At 40.7% G+C, this 19577-nt stretch carries 16 protein-coding genes; 4 read left to right on the top strand and 12 right to left on the bottom strand.

Annotated elements, in window-relative coordinates:
- Positions 1 to 80 precede the first annotated feature (80 nt).
- The 6 genes from lpxB to purC form a co-directional block, all read right to left on the bottom strand.
- Entirely contained in the window at positions 81 to 1241 is a 1161-nt protein-coding gene (gene lpxB / locus H6G73_RS06745) for a lipid-A-disaccharide synthase (RefSeq protein WP_190602534.1), read from the bottom strand.
- Between the two features lie 57 nt (positions 1242 to 1298).
- On the bottom strand, positions 1299 to 2117 hold the full coding sequence (gene lpxA / locus H6G73_RS06740; protein ID WP_190602532.1) for an acyl-ACP--UDP-N-acetylglucosamine O-acyltransferase: 819 nt from the start codon (positions 2115 to 2117) through the stop codon (positions 1299 to 1301).
- Between the two features lie 226 nt (positions 2118 to 2343).
- Positions 2344 to 2853, bottom strand: a complete 510-nt coding sequence (gene fabZ / locus H6G73_RS06735; RefSeq protein ID WP_190602531.1) for a 3-hydroxyacyl-ACP dehydratase FabZ — start codon at positions 2851 to 2853, stop codon at positions 2344 to 2346.
- Between the two features lie 78 nt (positions 2854 to 2931).
- Complete coding sequence (gene lpxC, locus H6G73_RS06730; RefSeq protein ID WP_190602529.1) at positions 2932 to 3759, bottom strand: UDP-3-O-acyl-N-acetylglucosamine deacetylase; 828 nt, start codon at positions 3757 to 3759, stop codon at positions 2932 to 2934.
- 288 nt (positions 3760 to 4047) lie between these two features.
- The gene (locus H6G73_RS06725; RefSeq protein WP_190602568.1) at positions 4048 to 6285 is read right to left on the bottom strand and encodes a BamA/TamA family outer membrane protein; all 2238 of its coding nucleotides are present in this window, start codon (positions 6283 to 6285) and stop codon (positions 4048 to 4050) included.
- A gap of 77 nt (positions 6286 to 6362) precedes the next feature.
- Entirely contained in the window at positions 6363 to 7097 is a 735-nt protein-coding gene (gene purC / locus H6G73_RS06720; RefSeq protein ID WP_190602527.1) for a phosphoribosylaminoimidazolesuccinocarboxamide synthase, read from the bottom strand.
- A 930-nt stretch (positions 7098 to 8027) separates the two neighbouring features.
- Here purC and H6G73_RS06715 point away from each other — a divergent pair.
- On the top strand, positions 8028 to 8303 hold the full coding sequence (locus tag H6G73_RS06715; protein WP_190602524.1) for a DUF7219 family protein: 276 nt from the start codon (positions 8028 to 8030) through the stop codon (positions 8301 to 8303).
- A gap of 118 nt (positions 8304 to 8421) precedes the next feature.
- On the opposite strand, the gene H6G73_RS06710 is transcribed toward H6G73_RS06715, so the two are convergent.
- The 4 genes from H6G73_RS06710 to H6G73_RS06695 all read right to left on the bottom strand — a co-directional run bounded on the left by H6G73_RS06710 (position 8422) and on the right by H6G73_RS06695 (position 14017).
- The gene (locus tag H6G73_RS06710) at positions 8422 to 8910 is read right to left on the bottom strand and encodes a hypothetical protein (protein ID WP_190602523.1); all 489 of its coding nucleotides are present in this window, start codon (positions 8908 to 8910) and stop codon (positions 8422 to 8424) included.
- A 1007-nt stretch (positions 8911 to 9917) separates the two neighbouring features.
- On the bottom strand, positions 9918 to 11636 hold the full coding sequence (locus H6G73_RS06705) for a diflavin flavoprotein (protein WP_190602521.1): 1719 nt from the start codon (positions 11634 to 11636) through the stop codon (positions 9918 to 9920).
- Positions 11637 to 11843: 207 nt separating this feature from the next.
- Complete coding sequence (locus H6G73_RS06700; protein ID WP_190602519.1) at positions 11844 to 12071, bottom strand: DUF433 domain-containing protein; 228 nt, start codon at positions 12069 to 12071, stop codon at positions 11844 to 11846.
- A 197-nt stretch (positions 12072 to 12268) separates the two neighbouring features.
- Complete coding sequence (locus H6G73_RS06695) at positions 12269 to 14017, bottom strand: diflavin flavoprotein (RefSeq protein ID WP_190602517.1); 1749 nt, start codon at positions 14015 to 14017, stop codon at positions 12269 to 12271.
- Positions 14018 to 14128: 111 nt separating this feature from the next.
- Here H6G73_RS06695 and H6G73_RS06690 point away from each other — a divergent pair, with 111 nt between their 5' ends.
- From H6G73_RS06690 to H6G73_RS06680, 3 genes are all read left to right on the top strand, one after another.
- Positions 14129 to 14923 (top strand): pantothenate kinase, encoded by a 795-nt coding sequence (locus H6G73_RS06690; RefSeq protein WP_190602515.1) that lies wholly within the window; start codon positions 14129 to 14131, stop codon positions 14921 to 14923.
- Between the two features lie 84 nt (positions 14924 to 15007).
- Positions 15008 to 15379, top strand: a complete 372-nt coding sequence (locus H6G73_RS06685; protein WP_190602513.1) for a hypothetical protein — start codon at positions 15008 to 15010, stop codon at positions 15377 to 15379.
- Positions 15380 to 15387: 8 nt separating this feature from the next.
- The gene (locus H6G73_RS06680) at positions 15388 to 15888 is read left to right on the top strand and encodes a type II toxin-antitoxin system VapC family toxin (RefSeq protein WP_190602511.1); all 501 of its coding nucleotides are present in this window, start codon (positions 15388 to 15390) and stop codon (positions 15886 to 15888) included.
- A gap of 765 nt (positions 15889 to 16653) precedes the next feature.
- On the opposite strand, the gene H6G73_RS06675 is transcribed toward H6G73_RS06680, so the two are convergent.
- The gene (locus H6G73_RS06675; RefSeq protein ID WP_190602509.1) at positions 16654 to 18513 is read right to left on the bottom strand and encodes a bifunctional serine/threonine-protein kinase/formylglycine-generating enzyme family protein; all 1860 of its coding nucleotides are present in this window, start codon (positions 18511 to 18513) and stop codon (positions 16654 to 16656) included.
- Between the two features lie 236 nt (positions 18514 to 18749).
- Positions 18750 to 19568: an alpha/beta fold hydrolase gene (locus tag H6G73_RS06670; protein ID WP_190602500.1), complete on the bottom strand. Its 819-nt coding sequence runs from the start codon at positions 19566 to 19568 to the stop codon at positions 18750 to 18752.
- Positions 19569 to 19577: the final 9 nt, after the last annotated feature.

Here is a 19577-nt window from a genome sequence, read left to right as displayed (position 1 = left end):
TTGGGAGAAATCTTCAATTTTTGAGTGTTATTCTCTATTTTTCCCAATTGCCCATTAAATGTTAGCAGATAGGTTAAACACTAAATTGGTAACATTTGCAGAATTTCTTGTGCAGCGCGATCGCATACTCCCACCTCTCCCAAACAACGCCGCATCTCCTGATAATCAGTCCAAGTCTGCTGTCTGCGTTCTGGATTGAGCAATAATTCCATTGCTGCCTGGGTGATGTTCTCGCCTGTTGCCTGCTCTTGTAATAATTCTGGCACAATTTCCCGCATGACTACCAAGTTAACAGGAGAAGCAAAAGGAATGGAACCCTTGAGAATATGACGCGCTATCCAAGCTGTAATCGGACTGAGACGATAAACAACTACCTGGGGGACATTTAACAAGGCTAACTCTAAATTCACTGTCCCAGACTTAGTAATGGCGAAATCTGCTGCTGCAAACAGTTCCTGTTGTTGACCCGATAGGATTGTGGCTTGTAAACCGTAATCTTGAATTGCTGCTGTGATTGGCTGTCTAAAGGCTTCTAAGGACAGAGGAATCCAAAAATGGGCAGTTGGTAACTTGCTTTTAATAGTTTGGGCAGCTTGAAAGATGGCTGGTAACAAATATTTTAACTCTTGACGACGAGAAGCTGGTAATAGAGCGATCGCTATTTGTTCATCTGGAATACCTAACTTTTGCCTTGCAACTTCCCGACTGGGTGCATTTTGCATCCTATCCACCAAAGGATGACCGACCCAACAGACATTTGCACCATTAGCTTGATAGTATCTTCCTTCTTCGGGAAAAATCGCCAATAACTTATTTGTAAACCCGACGATCCGGTTTGTATTCCGCACACTCATTGACCACACCCACTCTTGGGGAGCGATATAATAAGCTACGGGCACTTTTGGTAAATTTTGGCGCATATAGGTGCCAATGCCTAAATTTGGCCCCATATAATCAATCAGCACTACCAAATCCGGTGGATTTTCTTGTAAATAGGCGATCGCTTGCCGTTGTACCCTGAGAGTCGGGATCACATAGGGTAAAGATTCCACCAAACCCATTGAGCCAATACTGCTAGTATTACCCAAAATCCTCGCCCCAGCTGCGGCCATTTTGTCGCCACCCAAGGCCACAATTTCTAACTTGATTCCCAACCTTTGAGCTTGACGTTGCAGCGCGACAATTAATAGCGAACCCTGTAAATCCCCAGAAACTTCGCCAGTGCTGATAAATATCCGCATTTTTCTAGTAGTGAGTAAGGAGTGTTGAGTGCTGAATCAGGAATTTTCCATTCCTAACTACTCATCCTCAGTTCTAACTTTTTTACTTCTACCAGGAATCAAACCTCGTCGTCCTGGCATTTGTGACAGCAGTAAAAAGCGCCGTAGATGCTGTAATTCTACAGAATCCCCTAACAGTTCCAATTCCTCTAAAGCGTCCTTAAAGATTAACTCAGAACGGTAGAGACTGCGATAAGCCTTTTTCAGGATTTGCAGGTCTTGGGCGGACATACCCGAACGTTTCAGACCCACTAAATTGAGCGATCGCACTCTGGCTGGGTTTCCTTCCACTAGCATATATGGTGGTACATCCCGGTCAATCCGTGCCATTCCACCGACCATAGCCATAGTGCCAATATGGACAAATTGATGTACACCTAAAACCCCGCTCAATCTAGCACGAGATTCAATATGAACATGTCCTGCTAAAGCTACAGAATTGGCAATTACTACCGAGTCTTTAATCACGCAATTGTGACCTACATGAACATAGGCCATCAACAAATTACCATTACCAATCACAGTGGCTTCCCCACTGCCCGTAGCCCGGTTGATGGTAACATACTCACGAATTAAATTATTATCGCCGATTTTCACCCAAGTAGGTTCTCCCACATACTTGAGATCCTGGGGTTCCATACCGATAGCCGCACCGGTAAAAATTTGATTGTGTGCCCCAATTTCACAGGGGCCCTCTAGGACTGCATGAGCGCCAATAATCGTTTCTGGGCCAACTTTGACATTTGCGCCGATGACAGCATAAGCGCCGACTTGCACCGTGGGGTGAACTTCCGAATGGGGATGAATGACAGCAGTTGGATGAATGAGCGTTTTCAAGGTTAAGTCTCCAGAACTGAGTGCTGTGTATTAAATATTCAGTTAACAAAAATGTCGGGCAAAGCACATCTAGTAAATATACTTAAAGACTTTAAGAACATAGAAACTAGAAACCTGCGGGTAAACCCCCAAGACCGCACTATTTCACCAGCATCTAAAATTCAAAATCTCCAGTTGCAAATTGGATAACGGGAGTTTACAGCTATGCCCAGACCGAGACCAAAGTTTAGTTAACTAAAGAAAACATCAATTCTCCTTCAGCAGCAAGTTGTCCGTCAACCTCGGCTCGACCCTGCATTTTACCGAAACGACGCTGTTTTACCCATAACAGTTCCACGGTCATCACCAGCTGGTCTCCCGGTACAACTTGGCGACGAAAACGGACTTTATCAATACCAGCAAATACGAACAGACCGCTTTTCACATCAGACATTTGGGTCATGACCACACCACCGACCTGGGCCATTGCTTCTACAATTAAGACACCAGGCATGAGCGATCGCCCTGGAAAATGTCCTTGAAATTGGGGTTCATTAAAAGTGACATTTTTGATACCAACAGCTTTTTTGCCAGGTACAAAGTCAATAATCCGATCTACCAGTAAAAACGGGTAGCGGTGCGGTAACATTTGTTGAATTTCTTCAATCGTGAAAGTCGTTTGTATTACTGGTGTATTCTCACTAGTTTCTGGTGAGGTAGTCACTTCCGGAGAATGAGCTTGGATAAGAGTTGACATTGGCAATGGGTTTGTTGGGTAAATCTAGAAATTTAGTTGGTTGTAGACTGCTACATAGCTTTGAATTCTAGATTAAATCTAAATTAAATCTAAAATTTTTTGTGCCAATTCAATGTGTAAATTATGGCTAGCTTTGTAAGCTACAAAATGAGCTTGGGGAAAATAACCCAACAAGCTAATATCTCCTACTAGATCCAAGATTTTATGACGTACTGGCTCGTTTGCAAATCTTAATGGTGGATTTAGCCAACCATCAGGGCCACAAACGAGAGCATTTTCCAAACTGCCACCTTTGATTAATCCCGACTGCTGAAGATATTCAATTTGATGCAAAAGACCGAAAGTTCGGGCAGGAGCAATATCACGAATAAAATCTTCAGTCGTGAATAAACAACTGTGCCATTGATTCCCAATTGCCGGTAAATCAAAATCTATACCATAGCTAAAGCGCGTTTCTGATGCTGGCACAGCGCAAACAAAAGCGTCCCCTTGCCGTACCCAAATTGGATGTTCAATAGCAGGTATTTGTTCATCCTCACTTGACTGACAAACCAAACCCACTTGAGCGATACCTTCAGCCCAAATTTGCGCTGAACCATCTAACAGTGGCACCTCTGGCCCATCAATTTCAATGCGGGCATTATTCACACCCATCCCAGCTAAAGCCGCCAATAAATGCTCCACAGTGCGGACACAAACATCACCTTTACCTAACTGAGTAGAAAGCAAAGTTTGATTCACTGCTGCCACTTGGGCAGGAATAATTGGCGCATCAGGTAAATCGACACGGACAAAATATCGACCTTTTCCCAACTCCGCTGGTAGTATCCGCACCTTGGTAGTCACACCGCTATGCAGTCCTACCCCCGCTTGGGTCATCTCCCCAGCTAAAGTATGTTGTGCCATAGGGGTAAAATCCAGAGGTGATAGTGAGTGTTGCTCATGGGCAGTAAGGGTAAAAACTCGGTTGAACTGCCAAAAATGTAACTGAGTTTCTGTATGGGAATAGTATTAGCACAAAAATCCAAATTAGCAACAGTGGTTTATAGTCAATGGGGAATGAGGGAGTAGGGCTAGGAAAGGAAGCAGAGGCAACAGAGACAGAAAAAGTAATTCTTTTTCCTGTTCGCGCAGCGTGCCGGAGGCATACTTTTGTTCGCGTAGCGTGCCGTAGGCATACTCCTGAACTCCTCCCTAAAACCTTTCCCCAATACCAAAATTGATACGACTGTCACCATCATCATTGATGCCGTAGTCGATGCGAATTGGCCCTAAAGGAGACTGCACACGTACACCTAGACCATAACCATAGCCACTACCATTTTTATTCAGAATGTCCGCTGCTCTGGTGCTAGTACCTAAATCAGTACCATAGTCAAAGAAGAGGGCACCACTGACCACAGAGAACACAGGGAAGCGATATTCCAGTGAGGCTTGAACATAACTGCGGGAGGAACCTAATCTCCCTTCGTCGTATCCCCGCACAGAGTTACTACCACCCAAGGTAAAAGCTTCGTAGGGGGGTAAATCACCCAAAATAGTCCCAGCTTGGAGGTTAATAGCTAAGGTTTCAGGTTTTTTACCAAAGCCAGTTAATTTCACTGGGAAATATTGGCTATAGCTACCCCGTAATCTAGTAAGGAAAATGTTACCTTGGCCAATGGGTACAGATTGGTCAACTCCGAGACGCAGATAAGAACCATTGGTAGGTTGGAGAGGGTTGTTACGGCGATCGCGCTGGGTACTTAATTGGAACAACAGTAAATCGTCTTCTCCATCTCCTGATTGAGTGAGGGGAATCAGTTCTGTCGCTGCTCCATCTTTGTACACTGTCCCAAATTTCCGCAGGTTACCATCAGCATCACGGCTAGACACCCTTTGATACTGTAAACCCGCAGAAGCTGTCCATTCAGCATCTTTGTAAGGGTTGGCAGACAGAGGACGGGTAAAAGAAACACCACCACCGAAGCGAGTGACACGGGGGCGATCACCTTCTGTATCACCAGGATTAAAAGTTTCGATACTATCGTCTTTTCCTTCGTAAATTAAGGAAATTGAGCGACGACGGAAAATATTCGCCGTGTAGGAAGTCCGATAAGGGTCTCCACCAATCCAAGGGTCAGTAAACCGTAAATCAAACAGCAGTTCTCTTTCACCCACCTGTACCTCAGCCCCTAGTTTTTGGTTTCTACCCCCCAGATTTTGCTGTTGATAGCTAATTGTCCCAAATAAACCACTAGAAGAACTAATCCCCGCACCAGCAGCAATTGAGCCTGTACTGCGTTCCGCTACATTCACCACCACATCAACTTTACTGGGATCAGTACCAGGGTCAAGGGATACATTCACATCCTCAAATAATCCCAGTCCAAATACCCGCTGCAAGTCTTTCTGAACAATGTTGCGGTTGAAGACTTGCCCAGGTTTTAATTCCAATTCCCGCGTAATAATATAATCTTTCGTCCGTCCTTTAATGGCTTGCCCTTTTTCATCCACATCCTGACCATCTTTATTGCGGAAGCGGACTTTGATATTTTCTACCACCCCTTCTGCTACCTGGAGGGTAACAACACCGTTTTCAGCAACTTTAGGGACACCAATGACGTTAGCTAAAACATAGCCTTGGTCTTGATAACGTTTAGTTAATTCCTTAATTCCTTCTTGTAAATCCCGTAAGTTGAGGATTTTGCCATATTGGGGTTTAAAAATTTCTTCTGCTGTATTAGCTGGTAAGACCGAGGCTACACCTGTACCAGGATTGGCTTCCAATTCTACTTTGGTTAAAACAGGGTTAGGGCTAACGACAAAACTGACTCTGACACCTAAAGGTGTATCCTCTGGTAAAGCTTGGACATTAGAAAAGAATCCAGTCCCGAAAATAGCATTAATATCTGCTTGTAGTTGGGTACGAGTTGTAGTTTGTCCTGGTTGGGTACGGATAACTTTGTAAACTTCTTCTTCCAACTCTGGTGCGACTGTGCCTGTGGGAGACTTGACCACCACTTCTGACACCAATACGCGGGGTTCAGTTTGTTCGGGAGTGGGAGTGGAAAAAGGTTGAACAGGTGGACTAGCCTCAGGTGTTGGGGAGGGGGTAGGTTCTGGGGCCTGGGCTGTTTTGGCTTTGGTTGTCTGTTGAGGCTGAATGGAGTCAGGTTTGGCAGCCAGGGAAGCAGAATTAGCTGTGAGAATTGGTGCAGGTTGACTAGATGGGGAGGGTTGTGTTTTGACAACTACTGCTGTTGGCTGAAGGAGAGATGCTTGGTTAACAGTAGTTTCTACCCCATCTATTTGTAAGGATGGGTTTGTTTCTACAGTCGGGACTTCTGTTGCTGGTTTTACAGTGTCAGCCACTTGGGCATTGGCACTTAAGGACACGCTCAAAGGGGCTGCTATGGCGACTGCTGCCACCCACACCGAAGATAAAGGCATTTTACTCATATTCCTCTTCACTACCACACATACCGCTAGGCGGAGTTCAAAATTTAAAATTCAAAAATCGGTCTAGTTTAGTTTTTCTCTACAACAGTTAATACTCGTTGTAAAACCTCCTGGTAGGCATTTTCAATATTTCCTAAGTCACGACGGAAGCGGTCTTTGTCCATAACTCGACGGTTGGGATCTGTTTCTGAGTTATCCCACAGTCGGCAGGTATCAGGGCTAATTTCGTCTGCCAACAGTAGTTGTTGTTGTGAATCCACCCCAAACTCCAGTTTGAAGTCTACTAATGTAATGCCACACTCTTGCCAGAATGTTTTGAGAAAATCGTTGATTTGCAATGCTAGATGGGTAATGCGGTCAACTTGTTCCTCGGTGGCTAGTTCTAGCAGCAGCAAGCGATCGCGTGTCAGTAAAGGATCTCCCAATTGATCATTTTTGTAATAGAACTCTACCAAAGGCTTTGACAAAATTTGACCCAGTGGTAGCCCTGTTTGTTGGCACAAGCTTCCTGCCGCTATATTTCTCACCACTACTTCTAGAGGCACTATTTTCACTGCTTTCACCAACATTTGATGTGGAGCAGGACTATCAATAAAATGATTGGGAATTCCGTGAGCGGCCAACTGTTGAAACAGTTTACTAGAAATGGTACAATTGATTATTCCCTTACCTTGAATACTCCCACGTTTCTGGGCATTAAAGGCAGTCGCATCATCTTTGAAATCAGCCAGAAACACTTCTGGGTTATCAGTTCTATAAATAATTTTCGCTTTGCCTTCGTACAGCTTGGTGTTAACAGACATTGGATTTAGATCAAGTTTTAGGGTTAGTCAAGTTTTTTGGTGTCAAGTTTAACCATTGTATCTTTAGTCATTGGGCATTGGAGATAGAGTTTAGGAGTATGCCTACGCCACGCTGCGCGAACAGAAATTCAGGAGTATACCTACGGAAGATGGAGAAGAGGAGTTTAAAAATGCAAGAATTCAGCAGCAATGGCATAAATTATTCTGTAACTCCTGCAACTTCTGTAACTTCTGTCTTCTTCTTTATGCGCCACGCTGCGCGAACAGAAATTTGCTTGACGTTCTGAAAATATTCATTCCTCCTTTTCCTTTCCTCATCCATCCCCCCTACCTATTCAGTAAATCGCCCGATTAAAATAGTAGTATCAAATCCTGATCAGCAGGTATTTGTGACAAATGTTGCGTTAGCTAAATAAAGTTTGCATTTTATAATAAAATTTTGCAATAATGTAAAAAAATATATCAAAATATATCTTGTCAGATGTTTTACCTCCCTCAATTAGGGCTAATCCGTTGATTACAGCAACAAAAAACCTATATTTTCAGTCTTATTGTTTTGTCTCATTTTATATTCAAGGTGACTGCAAAATCTAAGTATTAATGCTGAAATAGATAGTGCTTTGGTTGTAGTTAATGACAATCCTAGTCGGGAATTAGTAATGTTGTTTTATATCAAGTGTAGATAACCGTTGAGCGCTAGTGAAGAGTTGTGGTCAGTTTGGCATCAAAAAGCATAAGTTTTCAGTCACAGCTAGCTGTAGGGAGATTTATAGGTTGACTATCTTGTCTAATAAAAAATTGACTAACTGCTCCACAACTTTGCCATCAGCAGGATCTAAGGGTTACATTTCTCCTAGTCTGACAAAATTAATGATAACAGTGGCTAGATATTTAACCACCAATTAGCAAATCAGCAGGGGAGTTGCATAAATGGAGAAAGAAATGATGAGCAAAGATGATTTTCTCTATCCTCGTGGTCGCTACTACGGTCAGGTGAAGCCGGAAAACTTAGTTTTCAATTCAAATCTACAGGAATTTGCCCAGCGTGTTAGCTACATTTGCAATCTGGAAACAGGGGGTAAAATGCCACCGGATGAAGCTTATAAACAAATTAAGGCTTTATGGAAACAGTTGAAACGCTCGAAAAAACAATTGAAAATAGGACAAGAGCCGTTCCAAAATAATAGCTCTGAAGCAGACGAGTAAAGTGAGTTAAGCAGGGCTTATGTCCTGCCACTATTCAAAGTCTTAAATTTAATTATTATTGGGTATAAAATAGCAAAAAGCCGTCACCAATGACGGCTAAAGAGGAAAATAGGTTGATTTACCATCTTTTATTTTGAAGTTTTAGCACTCGCATTTTTAAGTTGTGTTCCCTTCCTAGCTCATTTTTAGCTATTTCCTCTAACTCTGCTAACCAATCACGTCGTAGCATTTGATGTCTCCAGCTAAAGAACTCCCCATTATTCGGTAAATCAGGAATCTTTAAGGATTTGAGTGCGATCGCTGTTACCATTCTGATGGGAACAAGTTCTGTCAGTGCCCCTCGACCATTTCCCAGTAAGTCACAGTCTGCTGAACAGACGATTTGAAAATCACCATTGGGCAGGATATAAAATACAGTAAAGCGATGGGTAAGAAAGCGATCGCTTGGTTCTTCTAGCTTACCCAGGTAAAGGGGAGTACCATTAAATTTGCCAAGACGTGTTCCTTGTAAACGTTGTAGGTGATCCAAAGTCACCAAATAATCCCCATCACCACAAACTCCTATAATCCGGTATGTAGCGATCGCTGCAAAGGTATTTCTGGACATTTTGACGACAGCACATGATTTTCCATACCATTTTTTGATGACTCTTGAGGATCTTTTCTGAACTCGCCATCCAAATAACTGGGTGATCCAAGCAGCTATTTGTTTGATCCATGTTTGAAAATCCACTTATTCGCCTTCTTCATCTTCCACTTTGTTTGCGGTTAATTCCGCGTCAAAAAATTGCCTCTGATTAAATCCCTTAGAAGCTGATTGAAAATATTGGTTGTGAAACTGTCTTTTGTCCTGAGTGAAGTAAAACGACACAAATAATTGACACCAATTCTTGATGAAAATGGATTGATTATTAACTATGGATAGGATAAATCTAACTTCTAGTAGAAGTTATTTAGCCCCATTTAATCCAGAATCTATATTCAAGATTGAATCTTTGTCTATGTATTTGGTTCTTCTATAAATTGATAACAGGCGTATCTTTTCCCAGAGGTTGATGACAAAGCTATGAGATTATTTTACTTAACAAACAGTCGTTACATATTTGTTTGGCAAGTATTTGTTATTCTCAATAGCAGGTCTACATTTAATACATCCTCGCATTACCTATAGTTTCCAGTAGGTGCACTTTTCCCTTCAGGCAATATCTGGTTAATAGTGATGATTATCCAAATATCAATCAAGAGGAAATTTATATTTTAAGAATCCAAGTTTAGTAGTTTAACCTGATGAATAACAAGAAATCCCTATTGATAAATCTTATAATTTTTTTGTGTTTATAGCACCAGTATATTCATCAATGAACAATTAAACAAAAATCAATTTTAGCCATGTTTATAAATATATTCATGGCTGGAAAACTAATATTCGTAACAATTAATTTACGCATTTTTACTGTTATTGTTTAATTATTAATTGTTATGGCAATTATCTATAGATACGCTTTAAATTGTTTCAATAAACATTCAATTTTGACTAATTTGCATTGCTATTTATAACCACTGAATTTATTCGTTTCCAGAACGAACCTGGAAACGAGTTTAAGGATTCAAAGCTTAATAATAACTTGCTGATTTGCGATGATGCACAGCTGTCACGCCATCTTGATTTAACACCTTCCCATTATTAACAGTGGCATAAACCAACCAATGATCGCCTACTTCCATCCGATTATTGACGGTGCATTCTAAATATGCAAGAGCATCTGTGAGAATAACACCACCATTACTGCTTTCCTCTGTGGCTACACCGGCAAATCTATCTTGTCCGGGAGTGTAGGTTTTCATAAATTGCTTTCGCAGTTCTCGACCTTCTGCCAAGATATTAACTACGAATTGGTTACCTGTGTGAGTTAATGGTTCCATAGCACGGTCTTTGGCTACAGCTATAGTTAAACCAGGAGGGTTGAAACTAGCTTGTGTTACCCAGGAAGCTAGCATCCCCGTTTTCACTTCCCCTTGGGTAGCGGTGACGACACACAGAGAACCAACTATACGACCAACAGCTTGTTCCACATTGGTTGCAGGTTGTCTTGCCACAATGGATTTTCTGGCGGCTTTTTTCAGTGCTTGAGCAAAGTCTGTGCCAGCTTCTTCACAGGTTTGCAGAGTGAGTTCGTTAGGTTTGAATTTCACACGAATGGTGTCAAAACCAAATCTATAACCTGCATCCTTGAGTTTACTTTCTATTAAATCAACAGCTTCTCCACTCCAACCAAATGAACCAAAGACACCAGCGAGTTTATTATTAGTAGCGCTAGAAAGAACAATACCTAAGGCTGTTTGTACAGGTGTAGGTGCATGACCACCTAAAGTAGGGGAACCAATAACGAAACCAGCGGCTTTTTCCACTGCGGCTTTGATTTCTTCCGGGTCAGCAAATTCGCAGTTAATGGATTCTACACTTACCCCTGCTTTGGTTATACCACGAGCGATCGCTTGGGCTAAAGTAGCAGTATTACCATAGGCGGAAGCATAAATTAGGGCCACGGTAGTATCAGCCGCAGTTTGTTGTTGTGTCCATTCCCGATAGGCTTTGGTTAATTCGATTAAACCATAACGTACCAAAGGGCCATGACCAGTAGCGTACATTCGCACTGGTAAATCTGCAAGTTTATCCAACGCTGTTTCTACCTGTCTGGCATGGGGGGCCATTAAACAGTCAAAATAATAGCGTCGGTCTTCATAAAATGCTTCCCAACCTTCATCAAATACTTGGTCACCGCAAATATGTGCCCCAAATAATTTGTCAGAATATAAAATTTCTGTTTGTGGGTCATAGGTGCAAAGTTCGTCTGCATAACGGGGGTTAGGAGTAGGAATAAATTGCAAATGATGTCCTTGACCTAAATCTAGGGTTTCATCACCCCGCATAACGAGAATTTGCAAATCTTGATTTTCTAGGGCACCGCGTAAATTTATCGCCCCTGGGTTGGAACAGACAAAGGTAATTTGGGGGGCAATTTCTAGTAAAGCTTTTAAGGTAGCAGCGCGGTTAGGGTTGACGTGACCGAGAATTACATAATCGAGTCGGGTGAAGTCAAACCGTTTTGTTAAAGCTTCTAGATAAATGGCAGTGAAAGTTTCTCCTGGAGGGTCAATGAGGGCGGTTTTATCAGCTTGAATTAAATAAGAGTTGGCAGTTGTACCCTTAGCTAAGGCATATTCTATTTCAAATCTTAGCCTTGTCCAACTGCGCGATCGCAATATGGTTGTATTTGTCCCTATGGGCAGAATTTGTACATCACGGGGTTTAGTTGCTGCTGTCACTGACATATTTTTTACCTCCTTTAATTATTCCTGGTATTGGTTTTGAAATTTAGTTGTTAACAGAGTTATTTACTTAAACTTAAAATCTACGAAAGATTTGACGAGAAAGGGCGCGACGGTGTTCAAGAGACTTGCACAACAAAACCTAATGCAGCGATTGGAGATGCAAGCGAACGAGGCATGTTTTCATCAACTAGAAAGTTCATTCAAGATTTATGCTCCCAGTGCGGTAACTTGGGTATGTTTAACCAAATCGGCTGCATAACTGAGAGCGGCTTTAACTTGAGTTTTACTGAGTTCGTATTCTTGCATCACTTCTTCTTTACTCATCCCACCAGGGAGGGAACCAATAATAATAGAAATGGGAACACGAGTGCCGGTGATGATGGGTGTACCGTGATGGATGGCATTATCTACGCTGATATGCGGTGCAATTTCCATAGATACTCTCTCAGTTGACTCTTGTTCTATTTTGCCTGGAAATTTTGGCTAGGTAAGAGATGACAGGATAATTCAAGAGCAAGAAGTCAAAATTCTGAATTTTTGCCTTTTTACTGTCACCTGTCACCCTTCGGGTTCAGCAGTCGCTCATGGGGGAGACCCCCAAGACCGCGCTGCTTCACCTGTTCCCTGTCACCTTAATAATGGTTCCCAACCTTGCGGTGGTGAACTGCTGTGAGTGATTCTGGTTTCGATACTCGTCCTGCGTAAACTGTGCTGTATACTGCCCAGTGGTCGCCGCAGTCCATACGGCTAACAACTTCACATTCCATATAGGCTAGTGCATCAGTTAAAATGGGTGCACCATTTTCCGCCGCTTGTGTTCTTACTCCTTCAAATCGGTCTGCACCAGGGGTGAATCGTTTTAAGAAGTGTTTCATCAGGGGTTGATAATTGCCTTCTTCTAATACATTGAGAACGAAGCGATCACCTACTTGCATCAATGATTCAATTGCCCGGTCTTTAGCTACAGCAATGGAAAATCCCAAGGGTTTAAAACTAGCTTGACCGACCCAAGAAGCTAACATGGCGCTGGATACATCACCTTTTTTTGCGGTAATAATATACAAACCACCACTAATTCTTCCTAAGGCTTTATCTAAGTCAGCACCAAGGGATTTCATCGCTTTAATACTTTTATCCCTAGTTACCAACTGTCCTAAGTCTGTTCCTGCTTCTTCACATTTTTTGTAGGTGTTTTCTGTGGGTGTGTCCCTAATTTCCAACACAGGGAAAGCCACATTCAAACCCAACGCACGGAATTTGTTTAACAGAGGATAGGTTGGTTCATCATCACCACCACCGGTTTCAAAAATACCAATGGCTTGTTTTTCCTTTGCCGACCCTAAAACTGTGCTAACTGCACCTTGCACGGTAGGATTACTTTTAGCTGGTGGCATTCCCACGACTAAGCCGGAACATCTGCCCACCAATTCTCGCAATTCGACTAAATCATTGACGCTTGCTAAATCAACTAATTCTACAGCCACACCAGTTTTGCTAATGCCATTTGCTATGGCTTGAGCTAGGCGATTACTATAACCATAATCAGCAACGTAGAAAATACCAACTGGTGTCTCTGCTTTGGTTTGGTTTTGACTCCAAGTCCGGTAAAGTCCAATCAGTTCTTCAACATTGTGATAGAGTAATGGCCCGTGACCTGTGGCGACGACCTTTACTCCTGGTAACTCTCCCATCCGTTTTAAAGCCGAAAGAACGGAACGGGAATTTGGCCCCATCAAGCACTCATAGTAATATTTAAAATCTGCCTCTATAGCTGTCAAATCTTCATCATAGGTGCTTTCTGAGCAATAGTGCATTCCAAAAGCATCACAGGTATAGAGGATTTGGGTTTTATGGTCGAAGCTGAAGATGGTGTCAGGCCAATGTAAATTGGGTGCAATGACAAATTCAAATTCGTGGCCATTACCCAAATCTAAGCGATCGCCATTTTTAACAATTTTGCGTTTAAATGGTTGATGTACCAAATCTTCTAAAAATTGAATTGCCACTTTAGAAGCCACTACAGTAACGTCAGGGGCCATTTGCAGCAAATCCTTCACCAAGCCACTATGGTCTGGCTCTGTATGGCTAATAATTAAATAATCTATCTCCTGGGGATTAATTAACCCCGTGAGTGTATCAAAATAAAGTTTGCGAAACTTTTCGTGGGAGGTATCGACTAGGGCAATATGCTCACCGCGGATGATAAATGAGTTATAAGTTGTACCATTTTGCAGACCAAACTCAATATCGAAGCGATCGCGATCCCAGTCTAAAGAACGAATAGCCGTTGTATCCTCAGCAATCTCTACAGTCTGTATGGTAAGGCGTTTTACAGGTGCTGGGCTTTCCTGTTCATCATTTCTATCGGTGAGCAATACCATAACTCCCCTCCTTGACAAATATGAGTATTTATTCCTCTTGCTTTATTGTGGCATGGGTTGAATATTAATTTTTATTAAAAAACCTATGAGTGACTTAAAAAAGTTAAAAGTGTGAAACCTAACAACCACCAACACAACCCAGATAATTATTGGTTAGGATTGATGATTGGCAATTCTCGCCTCCATTTTGCGCTATTTTTGGGCGAAATGCTACAAGCAAATTGGGATACAGAATATCTATCTCCATCATTGATACAACAATTAGCGATCGCCAATACCCCCCCTGACTTCCCTCCCCTTCCCATTTCCCCTATCCCCATCATCCTTGCTTCCGTAGTTCCCACTCAAACAGCACTTTGGCAAACCTACCCCAAAATTCAAACACTCACCCTAGAACAAATACCCCTTGCAGGAATGTATCCCACATTAGGGATAGATAGAGCTTTAGCTTTATGGGGTGCAGGAATCACTTACGGATTTCCTATATTAGTAATTGATGCAGGTACAGCACTCACCTTTACAGGTGCAGACGCAAATCAAAATTTAGTAGGAGGAGCAATTTTACCAGGATTAGGTTTACAATTTGCCAGCTTAGGACAAAAAACTGGACAATTACCATTATTAAATTCTAGAGAAATCATAGAATTGCCACCACGGTTTGCACTCAATACATCAGATGCAATTCACAGTGGAGTCATTTACACATTATTAGCAGGTATCAAAGATTTTATTGATAATTGGTTATTGTTATTTCCTGAAAGCAAAATAGCCATTACTGGAGGAGATAGTAAATTATTAACAACCTATCTACAAAATAATTTTCCAGCGATAATGGAAAAGTTAATCTTGGAAAGAAACTTGATATTTTGGGGAATGAGAGAAATAGTTATAGTAAATCAGGAATAAAGAAAATAAATTTTTATTTTTAGAAAACAGAATAGATGAAAAATCAATTAAAATGAAAATAGAACTTAACATAGAGTGAAAAATATGAATAAAACATTAATGATTGATGTTGTTATGCAGCAATTAGAAGCTCTCTCTATAGAAGAACTACTAGTTGTTAGGGCAAAAGTTGATGCTTTGATTCACAATAAAATATCCTCCGTCTATCAAAATCAATCTGGTATCGGTGTAATACCCACTGCTATCTGCTATTTAGGTAATGCACAACCTGTATCATCTAACAACATTGGAATGCCCTTTGAAAGAAATGTCAGTAGTCCAAAACAAGAAAATAATTATTCATTAGAAAAAATCATAGAACTTGTAGATGAATGGATGGCTGATGAATCAAATTATGATCAAGAAACCTATCCTCACATCGAAGCAGCTTTAAACCAAAAGAGAGTTTCACTGTAGCTGCAAACATGAGTGAAATGACATTACCGTTTATCAGACCACACCAAAGAAGAGTTATATTGCTAGATACTCATCCATTGAGTCAAGTAAGCCATCCAAAAATAGATCCAAAAGTACAGCAATGGTTAAAATCTTTGCAAGATACCAACACTGAACTACGTATACCAGAAATAGCTGACTATGAACTGAGACGGGAATTGTTGAAAGAAGGAAAGAAAAAGAGTTTAGATCGTCTGGACGCACTCAGAAAAATTTGTCTGATTCCCATAGATTCAGAGGCAATGTTAAAAGCAGCAGAATTATGGGCATGGGTAAGAAACCAAGGACAGCCGACAGCGAGTAATGAAAGTTTAGACGGTGATGTTATTCTTGCTGCTCAGGCAATTCTGCAATTAAATAGTTTTGATAAAGTGATTGTGGTCACAACAAATATAAAACATATATCACGGTTTACAAGTTCAGGAATATTTGTTGCTGACTGGCGGGAAACATTAGATAATACTGTTTGATAATTAATGAATACATAATATTTGGTCAAAGTTAGGATATCTAGGATTTAAGGATTTACAGGATTGTTAGTAATTTTAAGAATTTTGATTTGGGAAATGATTTGGATTTAGCGATCGCTACCCTCACCAAAGATATAGCACAATCTACTAAACTGTTTCAAAATCCATAAATTATAATGTCTATGAAACTTTCATTCAAATAACTAAACCCAAAAATCAAAAAAACCCATCCTGAACATCCTGATTCTGATAAAAAAAGATCAACTAACTGCCTTGTTGCGAAAAACCCCATTTGATTCTCAATAATTCTTGAGAATCATGTCAATAAGCCGAAATCAGACAACGAATTTTCAAGGTTATTGACATCTCCACCGCTGATGTTATGATATAAACATACAGCCCCAAGTGACTACCATGTCTGTACATCCCAGAAACCGGACTTATCAAAAGGTTTTTTTGCTTTCCCATAACTAAGAGAATTACAAGAAATAAATTATCCAATATCGTGGGATGGACTGCTAGCCTATCCAAGTTGAAAGCCAGGCAAGAGGCCTACCAACAAAAATTAATTGAATACTTTTTTATTTGGAAGTTCCTAAACCCAAGAAGTCGAAAATATCAATCCTGTCAATCCTTAAATCCTGGATATTCTGATTCTGACATATTCAAAAACAGCCAAAAAATTTGATCGCCGAAGGTGATGAAGAAAGGGAAAAGAAAAAAGTGCAGAGAGCAAAAGGGTAAAAGTATAAAGGGCTACTTAGTTCACGCAGCGCCACACACAACACGAAAACCGTGGAGGTTGTGATTGAAGCCCGCAACATTATAGTAACGATAGGCCGAACGGCAATTTTCAGGATTGTTGTACCAAGAACCTCCACGCAGTATCCGTCTAGTTTCGCTTGGACTAATCCAAGCACTACCATTTCTAGGCGCGTTTATATAATTGTCATGCCAAGTATCCTGACACCATTCCCAGACATTCCCGTGCATATCATACAAACCAAAAGCATTAGGGGGGAAAGTTCCTACAAATGTGGTTTGGTTTCTGTACAATCCTTTCGGTGCATCCTTGTAAGTTGAATTACCATCATAGTTTACCAAATCTGTGGTAATACTTTCACCAAAATAAAATGGTGTTGTAGTTTCTGCCCTACAAGCATACTCCCATTCTGCTTCACTTGGTAATCTGTAGGTTTTTCCTGTTTTTTGGCTTAACCGTTGACAGAATTTAACCGCATCATCCCAACTGACTTGTTCAACTGGACGATGGTTGGTGAGCGAAGTCGAATCATCACCTTTAAAGTAAGAAGGGTTACTCCCGATAACAGCTTGATATTGTGCCTGGGTTAATTGATATTTCCCCATGAAAAAACTAGGAACAGTCACTTGATGTTGGGGACTTTCATTATAAACTCTCCCTTCCTCAGTTTCCGGTGAACCCATCATAAAAGTTCCCCCCGGAATGTCCACCATTTCCAAAATCACACCATTTCCTAAGTCTTCTTCATAGTATCTTGCAGAAGAATTGCTTTTACTAATAATGCTTCCCCGTGAGTCTGTTTTCACAACTTCAAAATTAAAAGTTTTCAGGTTGAGATTATTTGATGTTGTAGAAACAGGAGTTTGAGTAAATTGGGTGCTTGGTTCTGGGAAAGGTAAAGGAGAAGATGTTGAAGAAACAGAAGTTGTTTTTTCCCCACTTCCAGAAAATAACTTATTACCAACAACCGCTAAACCAAAACCCCCAACAGCAACACTAGCAAGTTGTAAAAAATGACGACGATCTGTTTTTGGAGGTAGTGAAAGTGGTGGAGTTAAAGCTTTGAGTGCTTCCTGTGCATTTTGATAACGTGCGCTGAAGTGATAACGCACCATCTTAGTTAAAATCTTAGCAAACTCCTCACTGACATTTGCCCGATTCCGCCAAATTACTTCTTCAGTGGTAGGGTCTTTAGGTAATTGGTGGGGTTGTATTCCCGTCAACGCATAAATTCCCAACATCCCCACTGCATAAACATCACTTGCTAATTTTGGACTTCCTGCGGTTTGTTCACTAGGCATATAACCAGAAGTACCAATAGCAACAGTTAAAATAGTTTGACCTTGGGCATTTACCCTCATGCTTTCCTTAACTGCACCAAAGTCAATCAACATAACTTTACCATCCCCGCTGCGTCGCATGATATTTTGGGGTTTGAGATCGCGGTGAATAATATTTTGTTGATGGACAAAATTTAAAACTTCTAAAATTTCTCTGAGTAACTTTTTCACCTGATTTTCAGGTAACTTATGTTGAGGATAAACTTCTTGACTTAAATCTTGACCTTTAACAAATTCCTGAACTAAATAAAACTCACTATTTTCCTCAAAATAAGCGAAGAGTTGGGGAATTTGATCATGAATTCCTAATTTCTGTAATGCTTCTGCTTCCTGTGCAAATAACCTTCTAGCGATAGGTAAAGCTGCTGCGGTGTTGGGTGGTTTAATTTGCAGATGTTTCACCACACACTGAGGATGGTTAGGTAAATCTAAATCTTGTGCTAGGTACGTATCACCAAACGCACCGCTACCCAAAACGCGGATGACTTGATAACGTTGACGTAGCTTGACACCTATAACCATCTGAATTTACTGAGAAAAAGCAGATACCGTAACTATTTTGTCACATTACTTTAGTATAGGCAAACACAACTCAGATCATGTCCATACAAGCATCTTAATTCCTGGTGTGTAACTCCACAGCCTCAACTATGTTGTATGTAATCTGTGATTTCCGCCAAAAGGCAAGAGATAAGAGTAAATTTTCACCAACATCTACTATCAACACAGGAAAATTGTTTTCAATATAAAACTATCATTTATAACCAATTTTCTTTGACAAAATCCTGAATATCTTCAGCTACTAAGCTAGAACAGGTGTCTGGTAAAATATCTCCTACATGAGCAATTATTTTTAAATTAGACTGCGGTATAAAACGAGCATAAATATTACTTTTATCTATATTATTTTTTATATCTTTACCACCTTGTAAAATCAAAGTCGGCACTGATATTTTACCCAAATAATTATCTAATAATTCTGCCTTTATTTCTGCCTGTTGCCGATTAAATAGTAAATTACAAGCTGTAGGATATTCCAATAACGTTTTTCTTAGCTGTAAATCTTCAGTAATTTTTTCATTCCAACCAAACAGCTTCAGTACAGGACTCAGTAAACGTAACAACTTAACCATGAATTGCGAATAGTTAAATAGACGCTGCCTTTTTTGCCAAAACTTCTCTTCTCCTTCTACTCTCACCCCTTCTGGTGCTAATAATACCAACCCATAAACTTCTTCTGGATATTTTAAAGTATAACTAGCTGCAATCCAACCACCTAAAGAATTTCCTACTAAATAAACTTTTTCTAACTTCAAAGCTTGCAGTAGTTCCCGCAAACACTCTACTTGTAAATCTATGGAGTGGTGAATATTGGGATTTTCCGATTCTCCAAACCCTAATAAATCTGGTGCAAAACAATGGAAATGCTGAGAAAGTAATTTCATTACCCCTACCCATTGACTGCTATCATGCCAAGCACCATGTAAAAAAACTATAGGGATACCTTCTCCAACCTCTTGCCAAAACAACAAGCCTTGAGAAAGTTTCATCCGAGAGTTACGAAACAGAAAACCCATCTGAGTTGC

The sequence above is a fragment of the Richelia sinica FACHB-800 genome, from assembly GCF_014698825.1.
Lineage (GTDB): Bacteria > Cyanobacteriota > Cyanobacteriia > Cyanobacteriales > Nostocaceae > FACHB-800.
Note: the sequence above shows the minus strand (reverse complement) of the source record. Positions and strands in the feature narration are given on the sequence as shown.

Bases quoted from the DNA above. Each gene is read 5' to 3' on its own strand.
- lpxB (WP_190602534.1), bottom strand. From the start codon at position 1,241: ATGCGGATATTTATCAGCACTGGCGAAGTTTCTGGGGATTTACAGGGT.
- fabZ (WP_190602531.1), bottom strand. From the start codon at position 2,853: ATGTCAACTCTTATCCAAGCTCATTCTCCGGAAGTGACTACCTCACCA.
- lpxC (WP_190602529.1), bottom strand. From the start codon at position 3,759: ATGGCACAACATACTTTAGCTGGGGAGATGACCCAAGCGGGGGTAGGA.
- H6G73_RS06725 (WP_190602568.1), bottom strand. From the start codon at position 6,285: ATGCCTTTATCTTCGGTGTGGGTGGCAGCAGTCGCCATAGCAGCCCCT.
- purC (WP_190602527.1), bottom strand. From the start codon at position 7,097: ATGTCTGTTAACACCAAGCTGTACGAAGGCAAAGCGAAAATTATTTAT.
- H6G73_RS06715 (WP_190602524.1), top strand. From the start codon at position 8,028: ATGGAGAAAGAAATGATGAGCAAAGATGATTTTCTCTATCCTCGTGGT.
- H6G73_RS06710 (WP_190602523.1), bottom strand. From the start codon at position 8,910: ATGTCCAGAAATACCTTTGCAGCGATCGCTACATACCGGATTATAGGA.
- H6G73_RS06705 (WP_190602521.1), bottom strand. From the start codon at position 11,636: ATGTCAGTGACAGCAGCAACTAAACCCCGTGATGTACAAATTCTGCCC.
- H6G73_RS06700 (WP_190602519.1), bottom strand. From the start codon at position 12,071: ATGGAAATTGCACCGCATATCAGCGTAGATAATGCCATCCATCACGGT.
- H6G73_RS06695 (WP_190602517.1), bottom strand. From the start codon at position 14,017: ATGGTATTGCTCACCGATAGAAATGATGAACAGGAAAGCCCAGCACCT.
- H6G73_RS06685 (WP_190602513.1), top strand. From the start codon at position 15,008: ATGAATAAAACATTAATGATTGATGTTGTTATGCAGCAATTAGAAGCT.
- H6G73_RS06680 (WP_190602511.1), top strand. From the start codon at position 15,388: ATGAGTGAAATGACATTACCGTTTATCAGACCACACCAAAGAAGAGTT.
- H6G73_RS06675 (WP_190602509.1), bottom strand. From the start codon at position 18,513: ATGGTTATAGGTGTCAAGCTACGTCAACGTTATCAAGTCATCCGCGTT.
- H6G73_RS06670 (WP_190602500.1), bottom strand. From the start codon at position 19,568: ATGGGTTTTCTGTTTCGTAACTCTCGGATGAAACTTTCTCAAGGCTTG.